Source organism: Kitasatospora indigofera (assembly GCF_014655955.1).
In the GTDB taxonomy this organism is placed as follows: domain Bacteria; phylum Actinomycetota; class Actinomycetes; order Streptomycetales; family Streptomycetaceae; genus Kitasatospora; species Kitasatospora indigofera.
The window spans coordinates 41,413-54,330 of the sequence record NZ_BNBO01000019.1 but is presented as its reverse complement, the minus strand read 5'-3'; the positions used below and the strand labels follow the sequence as shown (position 1 = coordinate 54,330).

Below are 12,918 nucleotides of genomic sequence, written 5' to 3'. Positions count from 1 at the left end.
CCGACCGCACAGGCGATTCGTGAGCGGATCAGGGTGGGCCGCCATGGGGTGATGGTCCGTCACATCGGCCGTGGGGGAGGCCTCGTGGCACGCGGCAGGTCGCACGGAGTGCGTGTGCAGACTACCAACGCGGGCGTGATCGTCCGGGGGCGCGCCCGACGCCACGAGCGGGGTGAAGGCGGATGGCGCAACGCCGGCGCCCGGGGCGGCCTCAGCGGGCGGTGTCCGGGCCGGCGGAGTCCGCGTCCGCGCCGTCCGCCCCGGCACGGTCCGGCCCGGCACCCTCCGCCCAGGCACGGTCCGGCCCGGCACCCTCCGCCCCGGCACGGTCCGGCCCGTCACCGTCCGGGCCGAGGCGCTCCCAGGGCGCGTCCGGCGGCGCGGGCAGGACTTCGCCGGCCACCGCCACCCGGCGGCCGCCGGCGGCGAGCCTGACCAGCGTGGCGGTGATCATCACCCGGGCGACGGTGTCCAGCCGGGTGACCCGGCCGAGGTCGAGCAGCACCGGGCCGGCGGTCCCCCTCTCCAGCTCGAACAGCACCCGTTCGGCGGCGGTGAAGTCCAGTGCCCCCTGCACCGCCACCACCGCGAAGGCGCCCCGGCGCCGCGCCGTCCCGGCCGACGGCCAGGCGACGACGGTCGGCGCGGCCGGTGCCGGGCTCAGCATCAGGTGCAGGCCGAACCGCTCCGACAGCTCCCGCAGCGCGGCGGTGCCCCGGACGGGGTTGCCGGACCGGTCCAGCGGCGGACTCCAGCAGGCGGCCCCGAACCGGGCCGGGCTGACCGCGATCAGCCCGCCCGACACCCCGCTCTTCGCGGGCAGCCCGACCCGCAGCAGCCACTCCCCGGAGGCGTCGTACATGCCGCAGGTCGCCATCACCGAGAGGACCTGCACGGCGACCCGCTCGCCGACCACCCGCTCGCCGGTCACCGGGTTGACCCCGCCGTTGCCCAGGGTCGCCGCCATCACCGCCAGGTCGGCGGCGGTCGCCCGGACGGCGCACTGCCGGAAGTACAGGTCGGTGGCGGCGAGCGGGTCGCAGGCCAGCGAACCGGCCCCGCGCATCAGGTACGCGAGGGCCCGGTTGCGGTCCCCGGTCGCGGCCTCCGAGGCGTGCACGGCGGCGTCGACGTCCAGCCGCCGCCCCGCGAAGGCGCTCAGCCCGGCGAGGATCCGCTCGAACCGCTCCGCCGGGGTCGCCCCCGGCACCAGCGCGGTGGTCGCGATCGCCCCGGCGTTGATCATCGCGTTGGACGGGCGGCCGGTGCCCTGCTCCAGGCTGATCGCGTTGAAGGCCTCCCCGCTGGGCTCGGCGCCGACCCAGCGGCCGACCTCGTCCAGGCCCAGCTCCGCCAGCGCGAGGGCGTAGACGAAGGGCTTGGACACCGACTGCAGGGTGAACGGCTCCGCCGCGTCGCCGGCCTGGTAGCGGTGCCCGTCCATGCTGACCAGCGCCAGCCCGAAGCCCTCGCGCCGGGCCCGGGCCAGCTCGGGGATGTAGGCCGCGGGCTCCCCCTCGTCCAGGGCGCCGAGGCGCCGGTGGATGTCGGCCAGGGCCTCGGTGACCACGTCGGGCCCGGCGGCCACCGTCAGGGGGTCACGATCGGGAACGAGCGGTCGGGCTCGGTGAGCAGCCCGAACAGGGTGCCCAGGACGGCGGGGTCGCCGTCGACGGTGACGCCCTCCAGCCCGTGGCCCGCCAGCACACCGAGCAGCTGCGCCTTGGTGAGGGTCAGGGTGAGCACCGCGGGCTCGCGCGGGGCGGCGTCGAGTGGGTGGGCGAGGTGGGTCAGGGCGCCGTTGCGCAGGGTCAGCCGGAAGCGTCGGCGCTGGTCGGTGACGACCAGGTCGACCAGCAGGTGCTCGTGCCAGGCCCGTGGGCCGTCGACCCGGATCGCGATCGAGTCCAGCAGCTGTTCGACCGTCAGCGCCATCAGCATCTCGGGGTTGGCGGCGTCCAGCAGGGCGGTGCCGGGGCCCTCCCGCAGCTCCTGGGCGGCCATCAGGTAGAAGTTGCGCCAGGTGCCGTTCTCGCTGCCGTGGCCGAGCCGGTCGTAGACGTGCGCGAGCCGGTCCCGGGCCCGGTCGTTGCCGGGGTCGGCGAAGACCAGGTGGTTGAGCAGCGTGGCGGCGAACCGCAGGTCGCCGGCGTCGGCGTACCCGACGGCCTTGGCCAGCGCGGCGTCCGGGCCGCCGGCCAGGTCGACGTAGCGCTTGGCGAGCTCCACCGGCGGGTGCTCCCAGAGGTGGGCCGGGTTCCCGTCGAACCAGCCGAGGTAGCGCTGGTAGACGGCCTTCACGTTGTGGCTGAGCGAGCCGTAGTAGCCGCGCGCGTGCCAGGCGCGCTCCAGGGCCGGCGGCAGCTGGATCTCCTCGGCGATCTCGGGGCCGGTGAGCCCGGCGTTCAGCATCCGCAGCGTCTGGTCGTGCAGGTAGGCGTAGAGGTCGCGCTGCTCGGAGACCAGCCGGACGACGTTCTCCCGGCCCCAGGTGGGCCAGTGGTGGGAGGCGAAGGCGACGTCCGTGGAGTCGCCGAAGAGGTCGATCGCCTCGTCCAGGTAGCGCGACCAGATCCGGGCGTCGCGCACGACGGCGCCGCGCAGCGTCAGGATGTTGTGCATGGTGTGGGTGCAGTTCTCGGCCAGGCACAGGGCGCGGCGGTCGGGGAAGAGGAAGTTCATCTCCGACGGCGCCTCGGTGCCCGGGGTGAGCTGGAAGACCATGCGTACGCCGTCCACCGTCTCCTCCTGCCCGGTGCGGGTGACGTCCACCGTCGGCGGGATCAGCGTGATGGTGCCGACCGAGGTCGTCATGCCGAGGCCCGCGCCGATCTGGCCGTCCGCGGCCTTCGGCAGCCGGTCGCCGTACATGAACATCGCCCGGCGGGTCATCGCGTTGCCGGCGTACACGTTCTCGCTGACCGCGTGTTCCAGGAAGCCCTCGGGGGCGATCACCGGGACGGCGGCGTGACCCTCCGGCAGCACGCCGCGCGCGCCGCCGAAGTGGTCGCCGTGCGAATGGGTGTAGATCAGGCCGGTGACCGGGCGGGGGCCGCGGTGCTCGCGGTAGAGCTCCAGGGCGGCGGCCGCGCACTCGGCGGAGATCAGCGGGTCGACGACGATGACCCCAGTGTCGCCCTCGACCAGGGTCATGTTGGAGAGGTCGAGGCCGCGCACCTGGTAGATGCCGTCGGTGACCTCGTAGAGGCCCTGCCTCGCCGCCAGCTGCCCCTGCCGCCAGAGGCTGGGGTGCGCGGTCGGCGGGCAGTCGGCCTTCAGGAAGTCGTAGGCGTCGTTGTCCCAGATCACCCGGCCGTCGGCGGCCTTCACGACGGCGGGCGACAGGGCGCCGACGAACCCGCGGTCGGCGTTCTCAAAGTCGGTGGTGTCCTCGAACGGGAGGGTGCTCATGCCGCGCCTTTCGGAGCCCTTCGCAGGTACCGGGCCCGGAGTCCCCGGCCCGGGACGGGCGAGCCGTCGTCCCGCTCCCCCGCACGCCGTGGAGGTCCGCACCGGCGTGCGGGCCTCCCGTCGGGACAAACCTATAGAAAGGGGATTGATCCGGCATGTTGGCGGACGGTCGGGCGCAGCACGGGAGCGCGGCGGGGGCCCCGCCCGCCGGACGCGCACTCGGCTCAGCAGGCGGCCTCCGGCCCCTCCCGGACCACGGCCGCACAGCCGGCCGGAACGCTCAGTCCCTCCGGCGGGACGGGCCCGGCCGCCAGCAACTCGTGGCCCGCCGCCGGCACCAGCACCTCCCGGTCGGTGTTGTTGATGACGAAGAGCCAGCTGCGGCCGTCCGCCGAGCGCCGCCGGACCGCCTCCACGCCCGGCGGCAGGCCCGCCACCTCAGGTGCCACGCCGCTCTCCTCCAGGATCCGGGCGACCAGCACCCGGTACGCCCCCTCGTCCAGCCCGGTCGAGAGGTACCAGCCGGTGCCCGCCCCGAACCGGTGCCGGGTGACGGCGGGCGCACCGGCGAGCGGCCCCGCCGCGTACGAGGTGACGGTCTCCGCGCCCTCGGTGCGCAGCAGCTCGCTCCAGACCCGGCCGGTGGAGCCGTCGGACAGTGCCACCCCGGCCCCGGCGGCGAGCGGGCGGTGCTCCTCGCCTCGGATGCCGAGCACCTCGCGCAGTGCTCCCGGGTGGCCGCCGGTGCGGACCCGGTGGTGCTCGTCGACCACGCCGCTGAAGTACTGCACCAGCAGCGTGCCGCCGCCCTCGACGTAGCGGCGCAGCGAGGCGGCGCCCGCGTCGGAGACCAGGTACAGGCTGGGCGCCAGGACGAGGCGGTAGCGGGACAGGTCCGACTCCGGGTGGGCGAAGTCGGTGGTGACACCGGCGTCCCAGAGCGCGCGGTGGGCGCGCTTGAGGGTGGCCGGGTAGTCCAGCTCGGCGGACGGCAGGCCGTCGGTGTCCAGCGCCCACCAGGCGTCGGCGTCGTGCAGGACGGCCACGGCGGCCGTGACGGTGGAACCGGCGATCTCGTCCAGTGCGGCGACGGCCTCCCCGGTCGCGGCGGTCTCCCGGAAGATCCGGGTGTCCGGCCCGGCGTGCGGCACCATCGCCGAGTGCCACATCTCGGCGCCCGCCCGGGACTGCCGCCACTGGAAGAACAGCGCGCCGTCCGAGCCGCGGGCGATGTGCGCCAACGAGCTGCGCAGGATCCGGCCCGGGTCCTTGGGGAGCACCCGGTCGGGAAGGTAGACGGTGTTGGTGCCCTGCTCGATCAGCAGCCAGGGCTTGCCGCCGCCGAAGGAGCGGGCCCGGTCGGCGCCGAAGGCGGTGTCGGCGTCGCCGTCGACACCGGGGGCGTCCATGTAGTGGTCGATGCCGACGAGGTCGACCTCCCGGCCGAACGCCCAGAGGTCCAGGTTCTGGTAGCCGGGCAGCATCAGGTTGGTGGTGACGGGCACGCTGGACGGGATGTGGCGGCGGACGGCGTCGCGCTGCTCGCGGTACGCCGCGAGCGCCTCGTCCGACCAGAACCGGCGGAAGTCCAGGGTGTGGCCGGGGTTCGGGTGCCACTGGGTGGCGCGCGGGGGCATGATCTGCTCCCAGGAGCCGTAGCGCTGGCTCCAGAACGCCGTGCCCCAGGCCTCGTTGAGGGCGTCCAGGGTGCCGTGCCGGGCCCGCAGCCAGACCCGGAAGGCCGCGGCGGACTGCTCGCAGTGGCACACCGTCGCGTACTCGTTGTGGATGTGCCACATCGCCACCGCCGGGTGGTCGCCGTAGCGCTCGGCCAGCGCCGCTGCGATCCGCGCCGCCGCCCGGCGGTAGGCCGGGGCGGCGAGGCAGTAGGTGTCGCGGCTGCCGTGGGTGAGGCGGGTGCCGTCGGCAGTGACCGGCATGGCCTCGGGGTGGGCGAGGGTGAACCAGGGCGGCGGGGAGGCGGTGGGGGTGGCCAGGTCGACCCGGACGCCGTTGGCGTGCAGCCGCTCCAGCTGGGCGTCCAGCCAGCCGAACTCGTGGCGGCCCTCCTCGGGTTCGAGCAGGGCCCAGGAGAAGACGCCGACGGTGACGAGGTTGACGCGGGCCCGCCGCATCAGCTCGTCGTCCTCCTTCCAGGTCTCCTCGTCCCACTGCTCGGGGTTGTAGTCGCCGCCGAAGGCCATGCCGGTCAGGGGCATCGTTCGTCCCTCAGTCCCGGATCGGGAGGTCGGCGCCGTCGCGCAGGAAGAGCGGGATCCGCTCCAGCGGGGCGTCCACCCGCAGGGTCCGTCCGCCGCGGTGGCGCTCGCCCGTCCAGGCGTCCGTCCAGTCGGCGCCGGCCGGCAGGTGGACGTCGCGCTCGCGGGCGCCGGCCTCGGTGACGGGCGCGACCAGCAGGTCCGGGCCGAGCAGGAAGGCGTCGTCCACCTGCCAGGCGGCGGGGTCGTCGGGGAACTCCACGAACAGCGGGCGCATCGGCGGCAGGCCCTCGGCCGCCGCCGTCTCCATCTGCCGCATCAGGTAGGGCCGCAGGCGCTCGCGCAGGTGCAGGTAGCCGCTGAGGATGCCGTAGGCCTCCTCGCCGTAGGACCAGACCTCGTTGGGCAGGCCGGTCATCGCCGGCTCCAGCTTCTGTTCGGGGCCCCGGAACCCGTGCAGCCGGAAGAGCGGGCAGAAGGCGCCGTACTGGAACCAGCGGACCAGCACCTCGCGGTAGGCCGGGTCGTCCGGGTCGCCGCCGTGGAACCCGCCGATGTCGGTGGTCCACCACGGGATGCCGGAGACGGCGACGTTCAGCCCGGCCTTGATCTGGGTGCGCAGGCTGGCGAAGTCGGTGCCGATGTCGCCGGACCACAGGGCGGCGCCGTACCGCTGCGCGCCCGCCCAGCTGGAGCGGTTGAGCGAGATGATCTCGCTCTCCCCCTCCGCCGTCATGCCCTCGTGGATCATGCGGGCGTTCTCGCGGGGGTAGAGGTTGCCCACCTCCAGGCCGGGGCCGGCGTGGTAGCGCAGGTTGGCCGGGTACCCGGGCTTGAGCTCGGGCTCGCAGGCGTCCAGCCACCACACCTTGACGCCGAGGTCGTGGTAGTTGCGCCTGATCCGGTCCCAGACGAACGAGCGGGCGTCGGGGTTGGTGGCGTCGTAGAAGGCGACCTGCGCGGAGTAGGCGTCCAGGCCCTTGTCCGGCCAGTCGGCGTGGGCCACCGGCCCGTACTCGGTGTTGATCAGGAAGCCCTCGTTGAGCAGCTCGTGGTAGTTCTCGCTGAGCGGGCTGACCGACGGCCAGACCGACACCATCAACTTGACGCCCATCTCCTCCAGTTCGGCGTTCATCGCGGCCGGGTCGGGCCACTCGGCCGGGTCGAACCGCCAGTCGCCCAGGTGCGTCCAGTGGAAGAAGTCGCTGACGATGACGGAGAGCGGCAGGCCCCGGCGGCGGTACTCCCGGGCGACCTCCAGCAGTTCGTCCTGGGTGCGGTAGCGCAGCTTGCACTGCCAGAACCCCGAGGCCCAGGAGGGCAGTACGGGCGTGTGGCCGGTGGCGTCGGCGTAGTGGCGCAGGATGTCGGCGGGCGAGCCGGCCGTCACCCAGTAGTCCAGCTGCCGGGCGCTGTCGGCCACCCAGCGGGTGCCGGTCTCGGCCAGCTCGACCCGGCCGATCGCCGGGGAGTTCCACAACAGGCCGTAGCCGCGGTCGGAGAGCAGGAAGGGGATGGTCACCTCGCCGTTGCGCTGGACCAGGTCGATCACCGCGCCCTTCTGGTCGAGCAGGCCGTGGGTGTGCTGGCCCAGCCCGTACAGCCGCTCACCGGGGTAGCTGCGGAAGCGCTGCTCCAGGCGGTGGTGGCCGTTGCCGGTCGCGGTGTACAGCCGCGGCCCGGGCCACCAGAAGTGGTGCGGCTCCTCCGCCAGCAGCTCGGCTCCGTCGGCCGTCCGCAGGAAGGTGATCCGGCCGGCCGCCGGGTGCAGCTGCGGGTCGCTCGCGTCGGGGGCGTTGCCGTCGATCCGGACGGTGATCGCGCCGTTGACCAGGGTGGCGGCGCTGCCCTCGATCTTGACCACGGCCCCGCCCGGCGGCCGCTCCAGCAGGGCGCCGGGCAGGTCCTCCAGCAGCGGGCCGCCGGGCGTCGCCCGGACCCGCACCGAGTCCCGGCCCCACGGTTCCACCCGCAGGGTCTCGCCCCGGGCGCGCCATTCGAGGGCGCCGCCGAGGTCATGGAAGTGGTTGGGCATGGCTGTTCTCCACGTCTGCGGGGGATGGCGGGGCGGGAAGGCGCGGGGAGGGGGCCGCCGCGAGGGGCGCGGGGCCCGAACTCTCCCTGGGGGTCAGGACGGGGGTGAGCAGGGTGACCTCGGGGGTGGAGCCGCCGTCGATGCGGCCCAGCACCAGTTCGACGGCCCGCCGGCCGAGGTCCTGCGCGGGGCCGGTCACGGCGGTCAGCCGCGGCGAGCTCTGCTCGGCCAGTTGTTCGGGGCAGAGCGCGACCACCGAGGCGTCCTCCGGCACGATCCGCCCGGAGGTGCGCAGCAGGCTGAGCAGCGGGCCGAGCGCGCCCTCGTTCTGCACCACGAAGCCGGTGGTGGCCGGCCGGTCGTCCAGGATCCGGCCGAGGACGCCCGCGGTGCTCTCGAAGGTGCCCTCGCACGGCCGGTGCAGGATCCGCAGGCCGCGCTCCCGGGCCCGCTCGCGGAAGCCCGTGAGCGTGCGCTCGGCGTAGCCGGCGTGCCGGAGGTAGACCTGCGGCGCGTAGCCGACGAACGCCACGTCGCGGTGGCCGAGGTCGGCGAGGTGGTCGGCGCACAGGGCGCCGGCGGTGGCGAAGTCGTGGTCCACGCAGGAGAGTCCGGTGGTGTCGGCGGGCAGTCCGATCAGGGCGGCGTGGCTGCCGAGCTCGCGCAGGACGGGGATGCGCTCGTCGTCCAGCTCGACGTCCATCAGGATCACGCCGTCGGCGAGTCCGCTGGCGGCCACCCGGCGCACGCCGTCCGGGCCCTCGTCGTTGGTGACCAGCAGGACGTCGTAGCCGTAGCTGCGGGCCGTCATGGTCACCGCGATGGCGATCTCCATCATGATGGGGACGTAGACGTCGGTGCGCAGCGGCACGACCAGCGCGATGATGTGCGAGCGCTTGCCGGCCAGCGCCCGGGCGCCGGCGTTGGGGTGGTACCCGAGGTCGCTGATGGCGCGTTCCACCCTGCGGCGGGTGGGCTCCGAGATGCTGCGCTTGCCGCTGAGGACGTAGCTGACCGTGCTCGGGGACACGCCTGCGCGCTGGGCCACTTCGGCGAGTGTCACCATTGGATCGGTATCCCCCTGTGCGTGTCGTGGGTGGTGCTGTGCTGTGCCGTGCTGTCTGTGCCGTGCGGGACCGTGCCGTGCCGCGCTGCGCCGTGCGGGACTGTGCTGCGCCGTGCGGGGCCGGCGCCCGCGGGCGTCAGGACAGCGTAGAGAGTGTCAGCCCTTGACGGCGCCGGTCAGCACTCCCTTGGCGAAGTGCTTCTGGACGAACGGGAAGGCGATCACCACCGGCACCAGCGTCAGGACGACGACGGCCATCTGGAGCGAGAGCGGCGCGGTGGCGTTGGCGGCGTTGCCGAAGCCGGAGTTGACCTGGCCGGGCATGTTGGTGCCGAGGTTGACGTACTGGTAGAGCACGTACTGCAACGGCCACTTCTGGCTGCTGGTCGGCATGTAGAGCATGACGTTGAAGAACGAGTTCCAGTAGCCGACCGCGTAGAACAGCGTGATCACCGCGGTGACCGCCCGCGAGGTCGGCAGCACCACCGACCAGAGGATGCGCCAGTCGCCGGCGCCGTCCATCCGGGCCGCGTCGATCAGCTCGGCGGCGGTGCTGCCGTAGAAGGACCGCAGGACGAGGATGTTGAACACGCTCACCGCGCTCGGCAGGATCAGCGCCCAGTACTGGTCGAAGCCGCCGAGGCCGGTGACCACCAGGTACGAGGGGATCAGGCCGCCGCTGACGAACATGGTGACCACCAGCAGCATCAGCAGAAACCGGTGGCCGAGCGAGCGCGAGCGCGACAGGCCGTAGGCGCAGAGGACGGAGACCACCATCGAGAAGACCGTGCCGGCCACGGTGACCCCCAGGCTGACGAACAGCGCCCGGGTGACCGGGCCGTCGCCGAGCATCGTCCGGTACGCGTTCAGGGTCAGCCCGTGCGGAACGATCACCAGGCCGCCGGCCCGGTTGATCGACCCCTGGGTGGAGAAGCTGGTGATCACCACGCACCAGAGCGGCCCGAGGACGAGGACCAGGATCCCGGCCAGCGTGACGCCCTTGACGCCCTGCCCGACGGCGGTCGGCTCCTCCTCCCAGACGGGGCGCGCGGACGGGCGGCGGGCCTTCAGGGTGACGTCGCTCATTTCCGGTACAACCCGTCCTCGCCGAAGGAGTGCGCCAGCTTGTTGGCCCCGTAGATCAGGAGCAGCGAGATGACGCTCTTGAAGATGCCGGCCGCGGCCCCGTAGCCGTAGTTGTTGGTTCCGATGCCGTAGAAGTACGAGAAGGTGTCCAGCACGTCGGCCGCGTCGTGGCCCACCGCGTAGCGCTGGATGAGCAGTTGCTCGAAGCCGACGTTCAGGACGTTGCCGAGCCGGAGCACCAGCATCAGCACGATGACCCCGCGCAGGCCCGGCAGCGTGATGTGCCACATCCGGCGCCACCGGCCGGCACCGTCCATCGCGGCGGCCTCGTAGAGGTTCTCGTCGATGGCGGCCAGCGCCGCCAGGAAGACGATGATCCCCCAGCCGGCGTCCTTCCAGATCACCTGGGAGGTCACCAGCAGCTTGAAGACCGACGGATCCGTCATGATGTTCCACGGCGTCATGTCGTGCTGGCGCAGGAACTGGTTGAGCAGCCCGGCGCCGCCGATCATCTGCTGGAACAGGGTGATGACCAGCACCCAGGAGAAGAAGTGCGGGATCAGCGTCACCGACTGGACGAAGCTGCGGATCCGCGGGCTGAGCACCGAGTTGAGCAGCAGCGCCAGGGCGACGGGGACGGGGAAGAACAGCACCAGCTGGACGGCCGCCAGCTCCAGGGTGTTCCACACCGAGCCCCAGAACAGCGGGTCGCCGAGCAGCTGGCGGAAGTTCTCCAGGCCGATCCACTCGCTGTTCACCACCCCGACGATGGGGTCGTAGTACTCGAAGGCGGTGACCGTGCCGAACAACGGCAGGTAGTTGAAGACCAGCAGCAGGACGACGACCGGCACGGTCATCAGCAGCAGCGAGCGGTCCCGGCGCAGCCGGATCCGCCGGTTCAGCCGCCGCGGGCTCGGCGGGCGCAGGCTCTGCTCGGGCCCGCCGGGCGTTCCGGGTGCGCCGGGGTGTCCGGGGAGTCCGGGGAGTCCGGGCGCCGCCTCTTCCGCTCGGCCGGGCACGTCGGCGCTGTTCGTGGTGACTGCCGCCACGACCACCGCACCTCCTAGATAGGTCGGACTGGGAGCGGCGGGGCTACTGGCCGGAGCCCTGCTTGTCGTAGATCTCGCTCTGGTACCAGGCGGTGAGCTCGTCGCCGCCGCTGCGCTTCCACGAGGTCAGCGCGTTCTGGTAGTCGGCGACGGTCTTCAGGCCGTGCTGGACGTCCTTGACGGTGTCCTCCAGCGCCTGGGCGGCGCCGGCGGTGGCGAGCCGGCTCGGCACGGTGATGTTCATGTTCCAGAACACCGGCTTGTAGGCGTACTTGACGGCCTGCGCCTCCCACGCCGTGCGGTCCTTGGTGATCTGGTCGAAGCCGGGGTTGCTGGTCGCCTGCGGGCTGGAGACCAGGAAGGGGTAGGTCTGCTGCTGGACGGACTTCTGGCCGGCCGGGGTGAAGGTCGGCGTGCCGTCGACCCGGGTGTGGTCGACGCCCTCGACGCCGTAGTTGATCAGCGTGTACTCGGCCGAACCCCAGGGGGCGGCGAGGTAGTTGGCGACCGCGAGCAGCTCCTTGATCTGCTCCGGCTTCAGCTTGGCGTTGAGGTAGCTGACCAGGCTGGTGGAGGAGCCGAGGAAGATGCTCGGGGCCGACGTGCCGTCCGCCGCGAACAGCGGGAGCGCGCCGCGCCGGTACTTCGGGTCGGCCGCCTGGCCGGCCTGGGCGTCGGCCATGTTCCACGAGCCGGTGCCGTCTCCGGTGACGAGCACCTTGCCGGCGTAGAACCGGGCCTTGGCGTCGTTGTTGTTGCCGGCCAGCGCGTCCGGGTGGATGTAGCCGGACTTGGCCAGCTTCCACGCCCAGTTGAGCGCCTCCAGGTACTCCGGCTGCTCGTACTTGTGGACGAGCTTGCCGTCCTTGGCCGTGAAGAGCTGCGCGATCCCGAAGGGCTGCGTGAGGTACGTCCACATGTCGTCGAAGGCCCAGACGCCGGCGCTCGCGTTGGTCAGCTCCTTGCCGAGGTTCATCAGGTCGTCGGCGGACTTCACGCTGTCCGCGGCGATGCCCTTGGCCTCGAAGACGTCCCGGCGGTAGAAGAAGGCGCCGGCGAAGGCGGTGCCGGAGGCGAACGACGGGATCCCGTAGAGCTTGTCGCCCCAGACCCCGGCCTGCCAGGCACCGGTCGGCAGGGCGGCCAGGTTCGGGTACTCCTTGATCTTGTCGCCGGCCAGGTAGGGCGTGAGGTCCGCCAGTTGGGTGCCGACCAGGCCGCCGACGTTGAACAGCGCGTTCCACCAGGTGGGCAGCTGCACCCAGTCGGGGAGCTTCTGGGCCGCGGTCAGGGTGGGGATCGCGGTGTTGTAGGTGGTGCCGTTGGCCGGCTGCATGGTGAGCTTCACGCCCAGCGCGGCGTTCACGGCCTGGTAGAAGGGGTTGTCGGCCGCCGGGATCGTCCCCCAGAGCGGCGTCACGGCGGAGTAGCTCCCGCCGGAGCCGGGCGTCTTGGTGACGGTCTTCACCGGGGCGGCCGGATAGGTCAGGAAGCCCGGGTCGCTGAACCCGCCGCTCGGGCCGGTCACCGAGGGGATGTCCGCGGTGACCGCCGTGCTGGCGACGAAGGCGGGCAGGGCGCCGGCCAGGCCGGCCTTGCTGTTGGAGCCGCTCTTCGCGGCACCGCCGCTGCCGCAGGCACTGAGCAGCGGAGCCGCCACGGCGGCCCCGGCGACGGTGACGGCGGTTCTGAGCAACGTTCTGCGGCTGATCTGGGAGCTCATGGTCGGTGCGGCCCTTCATCGTTGAGGATCCGGTTCGTCGAATCGCTTCGATGTTGCGGTGACACTAGCGGCGGGTCATCTGTTCGACAAGGGGATGAACAAATCATTTCCGTGCGATCACAACGGCCCGTCACCGGGCAACCGAGGGCTCAACATCCCTTCCCACAAGCCTTGATGAGGGTGGAAGCCGGTCTCATGGTTGACAGCCCCCACCCGGCGTGCGACTTTCGAAGCGTTTCACCACGCGGCCCGCCGGGATGCCGTCCCTGCCGTCGACGGACCGGATCTCCCCCCTCCCCGCGCCGCGCCACTGCCTCCGCACGCCCATC

Annotated in this window: 8 protein-coding genes; all 8 read right to left on the bottom strand. The window is 72.6% G+C overall.

All coding sequences use genetic code 11. The features are described from left to right. Positions 1-211 precede the first annotated feature (211 nt). The gene (glsA, locus tag IE329_RS18150) at positions 212-1,588 is read right to left on the bottom strand and encodes a glutaminase A (RefSeq protein WP_190211949.1); all 1,377 of its coding nucleotides are present in this window, start codon (positions 1,586-1,588) and stop codon (positions 212-214) included. A 2-nt stretch (positions 1,589-1,590) separates the two neighbouring features. After that, on the bottom strand, positions 1,591-3,411 hold the full coding sequence (locus IE329_RS18145; RefSeq protein ID WP_190211948.1) for an alkyl/aryl-sulfatase: 1,821 nt from the start codon (positions 3,409-3,411) through the stop codon (positions 1,591-1,593). A gap of 224 nt (positions 3,412-3,635) precedes the next feature. Beyond that, entirely contained in the window at positions 3,636-5,630 is a 1,995-nt protein-coding gene (locus IE329_RS18140; protein WP_190211947.1) for a beta-galactosidase, read from the bottom strand. Between the two features lie 10 nt (positions 5,631-5,640). Continuing rightward, a complete protein-coding gene (locus IE329_RS18135) occupies positions 5,641-7,665 on the bottom strand; it encodes a glycoside hydrolase family 31 protein (protein ID WP_190211946.1) in 2,025 nt (674 codons plus the stop codon). Next, entirely contained in the window at positions 7,646-8,731 is a 1,086-nt protein-coding gene (locus IE329_RS18130) for a LacI family DNA-binding transcriptional regulator (RefSeq protein WP_190211945.1), read from the bottom strand. Before IE329_RS18130 ends, IE329_RS18135 begins: the two co-directional genes overlap by 20 nt. Positions 8,732-8,887: 156 nt before the next feature. Beyond that, positions 8,888-9,817 (bottom strand): carbohydrate ABC transporter permease, encoded by a 930-nt coding sequence (locus IE329_RS18125; protein ID WP_190211944.1) that lies wholly within the window; start codon positions 9,815-9,817, stop codon positions 8,888-8,890. Then, a complete protein-coding gene (locus IE329_RS18120) occupies positions 9,814-10,866 on the bottom strand; it encodes an ABC transporter permease (protein WP_229927549.1) in 1,053 nt (350 codons plus the stop codon). The genes IE329_RS18125 and IE329_RS18120 overlap by 4 nt, the downstream gene beginning before the upstream one ends. A gap of 43 nt (positions 10,867-10,909) precedes the next feature. Beyond that, positions 10,910-12,589, bottom strand: coding sequence for an ABC transporter substrate-binding protein (locus tag IE329_RS18115; RefSeq protein WP_190211943.1), 1,680 nt, complete (start codon positions 12,587-12,589; stop codon positions 10,910-10,912). Positions 12,590-12,918: the final 329 nt, after the last annotated feature.

What these genes read in the sequence shown, in the direction of transcription:
- IE329_RS18145 (WP_190211948.1), bottom strand. Translation starts at nt 3,411, where the DNA reads ATGAGCACCCTCCCGTTCGAGGACACCACCGACTTTGAGAACGCCGAC.
- IE329_RS18140 (WP_190211947.1), bottom strand. Translation starts at nt 5,630, where the DNA reads ATGCCCCTGACCGGCATGGCCTTCGGCGGCGACTACAACCCCGAGCAG.
- IE329_RS18125 (WP_190211944.1), bottom strand. Translation starts at nt 9,817, where the DNA reads ATGAGCGACGTCACCCTGAAGGCCCGCCGCCCGTCCGCGCGCCCCGTC.
- IE329_RS18115 (WP_190211943.1), bottom strand. Translation starts at nt 12,589, where the DNA reads ATGAGCTCCCAGATCAGCCGCAGAACGTTGCTCAGAACCGCCGTCACC.
- IE329_RS18130 (WP_190211945.1), bottom strand. Translation starts at nt 8,731, where the DNA reads ATGGTGACACTCGCCGAAGTGGCCCAGCGCGCAGGCGTGTCCCCGAGC.
- IE329_RS18135 (WP_190211946.1), bottom strand. Translation starts at nt 7,665, where the DNA reads ATGCCCAACCACTTCCATGACCTCGGCGGCGCCCTCGAATGGCGCGCC.